The organism is Cyanobacteriota bacterium, from assembly GCA_025054735.1.
Taxonomy (GTDB): domain Bacteria; phylum Cyanobacteriota; class Cyanobacteriia; order SKYG9; family SKYG9; genus SKYG9.
On sequence record JANWZG010000367.1, the window covers coordinates 1 to 4,068 of the forward strand.

2 protein-coding genes are annotated in these 4,068 nt (G+C 54.6%); both read right to left on the reverse strand.

What is annotated here, in order from left to right; genetic code table 11:
• The coding region (locus tag NZ772_15100) for a Uma2 family endonuclease (protein MCS6814881.1) at positions 1-318 on the reverse strand (318 nt) is incomplete at its 3' end.
• An 81-nt stretch (positions 319-399) separates the two neighbouring features.
• On the reverse strand, positions 400-4,068 hold a 3,669-nt coding region (locus NZ772_15105; protein ID MCS6814882.1), incomplete at its 5' end, for a hypothetical protein.

The window sequence follows — 4,068 nt, forward strand, 5'->3', positions numbered from 1 at the left end:
TCCCAGGGATTCATCGAGACGTAGACAGGCATCGGGTTGGGGTTCGTTATTCTCATCCAACCGCACGGTGGCATTGTCCATCAGTTCAATGCCGGGGGTGGCTAGCCAGTAAGTACCTAGCCATGTGATTATGGCTGCATGGGGCTTACTATGTTTGCGAGCGCAAACGGGAGATGCCATGAATACCCTACCTTCAATTAATTCAATTTTTTTGTGCTGGGGCATGGCATGGTAGCGTCGCTCAAACTCATCACGGGAGAGGCGATCGCCATTCTCTAACGGTGGTAGTGAAGGGGTCTGGGTTAGCTCTGCAACCATCTTACCTGTCCTCTGACTTGGTCTTTCCAGTGTGGTTGTTCTCAATGGGAAATGGTATTCTTTTTGATTGTACTCGATCAATCACTGCTCGCGCCCAAGCCTGCACTTGACAGTCCTCACGTCTACGTCTGCCTGTCTGTCTACTCCATCTCTTAAACTCTGTACTCCCGACTCTGTACCCCGAACTCCTCCCAAATCCTCCCATACCTCATCGGTACCTCGGAAGTCGTAGGGACTTTCAGGAATCCCACCTCGACCAATGTTGACAAAGGAACCTGTGGTGCGCTGACCGGGCTTACAAGCTTGGGCGATCTGGTTAGAGGCATCTCCTAAGCCCTCTGGAAGAGGCACCAAGCCACGGGAAATGTCTAGATTGGGCAATGTGACTATTCCTGATACGCCTGCTGCTGATGCGGCAGAAATGTCCACTCGGCTATTGCCCCGGAACTGACCAAAGCTCCCTGGATTGCGTCCCACCGCCACTGCCTGCCCGGTGCCAAACAGGTTGGCTAGGAATCCTGGTGAGTTGATAGTGATGTTGCCCCCTGGCCCTAGTTCAGCATTGGCGAGGATATCGCTGTCGTTCAGGGCAAGGAAGATGGTGGAGTTGATGCTAATGTTGCCGCCACCCCCGGTGCTGTCGAAGACGCTGGTGCTGATCAGGCTGCTGCCCTGGAGGCGGATATCTTCAGCTTGGATAGCAATGTTGCCACCTCCAGCTCGGAAAGAAGTGGCAGTGATTAGACCATCACGGGCATTGAAGGTATTTGCTAAGTTGAGGGTGATGTTGGCAGCAGATCCCTCGTTGCAGGAACATTCTCCCCGACTGGAGATTTCCCCTAGATTGGTGAGGGTGAGATTGTTGGCTTGCAGGGTGATGTCCCCGGCTCGTCCGTTGCCATTGATTAGGGAGATGAGCAGTCCTCGATCGCTAATCGTTAAATCCCCCGTTTGCACGGTCAATTGTCCAGCATTGGTATTGCCCCTAGCAGCAGTGGATAAGGAGCCAAGTCCAGAGATGGTCACACCTTCACTCGCCTGCACCGACAACGCACCTGCACTCCCTTGGGGAGCGCTACGAGCAGCGTCTAGGGCAATGGTGAAGATAGCATTGAAAATAGCAGTCACTTGCGGTGTAGAAAACCCTGGACCGAGGGTGCTGCCAATGGTATTCAAAAAATCAGCAAAGGTGGCTTCTAGGGCAAGAACATCTAGACTGCTTGTATTGACCGATGCTCCATTCAAAATCGTTAAGGTTCTGGTGGCAAGGGTGAGGTTGTTGCCGGAACCAGCACCAACGGCTCCTGTGCTAATGCCACCGCCATCAGTCGCGACGATCGTGTCTGCTGTAACATCCAGATTGCCGCCGCTGCCCTGTCCAGTCAAGGCAGTGGTAATCGTGCCATTGCGGGTAACCACGGTGTTGGCAGCAATGGACAGGTTGCCGCCATTCCCTTGCCCCACCACGGCGGTATTGATGTTGGCATTATCCACCCTAAGCCTGCCTGTTTCAATGGTCAACGTGCCACCATTGACTAGCCCAATGCCGATCGTACTCAGGGTGCTGTTACTCTCCACTGTGACTGACTCGGTAGCCCGCACAGTCAAGTTCCCGGCGGTACCCGTCAGAAATGTACCGGATGACACCACAGCTTGGTTTTGCAGCAGCAGGGTAGGAGCCTGGATTAACAGATTACCACTGGTGCCACTCACAGTGCTGGTTTGAATCACGCTGCGATCGCTCACGGTTACGCCCCGTCTTGCCTGAATGGTCACATCGCCAGCACTACCACCGCCACCCAGTACGGTGGAGGCGATCGCCGCAGCACCTTGCATCTGCAATTGCCCGGTGGTGAGGCTGATGTTGCCGCCATTAGCCCCAGCGGCGGTGATGGTGTCGGTGTTGCCGTTGGTGAGGGTAACGGTGTCGGCAGCGCGAATCGTGATGTCGCCAGCAGTGCCGAGCAGGGCATCGGTGTAGATTCGGGCACCATTTTGCACAAGGAGATTGGTGGTGGCGATCGTAATCTCTCCCCCGTTGCCTGCTGTCGGTAATCCCGATAACGATGCCGCCTCTGCAGTGATGCGGCTAGGGCCATCAAGCCCAGACCCACTCAGTTCAACCTCCCTGGCTTGGATGACGATTTTTCCGGCAGCTTGACTGTTGCCAGTCTGCACAGATACGATACTGCCATCTTGCAGGGTGAGACGATTGGTAGTGATGTCCACTTGTCCAGCATTGCCAGGACTATTGTTGATCGTAACCGCCGCGATAAAAGAGCGTTGCAGGTCGATCGTCTGGGCTTGAATGGAAATGTCCCCCGCATTCGCTCCATTAGCACCTGAGGCGCTGATAGCCGCACCATTCTGTGCCGTCAATTGTTGACTGTTAAGGGCAATATCGCCTGCATCTCCTGAACCAAAACCGGATGAAGCAATCTGCACACCATTCTGGAGAATTACCGCCTGGGTATTAATCGTGATATTCCCTGCATCCCCCGATCCTAGGGATTGAGTCGAAATACCGTTAAAACCTCCAGCAGTAGAATTAGCCGGGATGCTCACTTCCACCCGTCCAGCATTGATCACCATATTCCCCGCATCCCCTACCCCAAAGGTGGATGTTGCCAGTTGAACCGTTCTGGTGGGGTTTGTCGCTTGCACTCGCAGGGTGCCCGGAGTCTGTACTGTCACGTTGCCACCATCCCCCCCAAACAAGCCACCCAACACCCCGCTGGTTTGCACGCGGGCATCGTTTGTAATGGCATTCAGGGAAATATCCCCGGCTGCTTGCAGCACCACATCCCCACCACTGGTCGTAAAGCTGGCATTGTTGATGGTGATGCTGCCCGCACCCGTGGCTGCCCCACTGCTGGGGTCGTTGGCAATCAGGCGAATATCACCCCCTAGAGTGGAAATGTCATTGTTCACCACAATGTTATTTCCCGCTTGCGCCGTGAAGCTTACACCAGGAATCAGCAAGTTAACCCCTGCATTCACAGTGATGTTGTTAGTGGCTTGCAATACAATGTTGCTAAGGGAAAATGTCATGAGTGCCGACGAAACCTGAGCCGTGGGAAAGGGAGCATCGGCAAAGGCAAGGCTGGTGCTGAAGGTGTTGCCCAGCAGTGCCACTACTTCAATGTTGGTGGGGTCGAGTAGTAGGGTGCCTGCCTGCCCAAAGGGAGCAGACGTATCTACCTGTCCCTGGAAGTCTAGGTACTCTTTGCCAGAGACTTCGACGAAACCGCCGTTAGAAGAGGTGTGAGGTGTGAGGTGTGAGGTGTTGGGGGGAGGGAAGGGATTTGGGCTGAGACTTGATATTTCAACCCTATTCCCTAATGCCTGTCCTGTGCCACGGGCGGTGATGGTGCCGTAGAAGCGGGTGGTTTCGTCTGCCCAGATGATGACAGTGCCACCATTGCCAGTTTCTAGGGCATCAGCATTGATCACTGTGTTAGGACTAACATAGGTGCGGCTGGCGGTAGGTAGGGGCACACGGCTATGCACCCCTATGGTTCCCTGACCACCCTGGAAGTCGCCGCCGATGCGGACGGTACCGCCACCAGTAGGGGAGGAAACATCGACAATCGCTTGGTCAAACAGACCGACTTGGTTGCCTAACACTTGCACAGTGCCACCAGGAGCAGTGAGGGTGCCACTACTGATGACGGTATTGCCATACAAGGTAAGGGTTTGTCCGATTCCCACGGCAAGGTTGCCTTGGTTGGTGATATTTCCCCTCACACT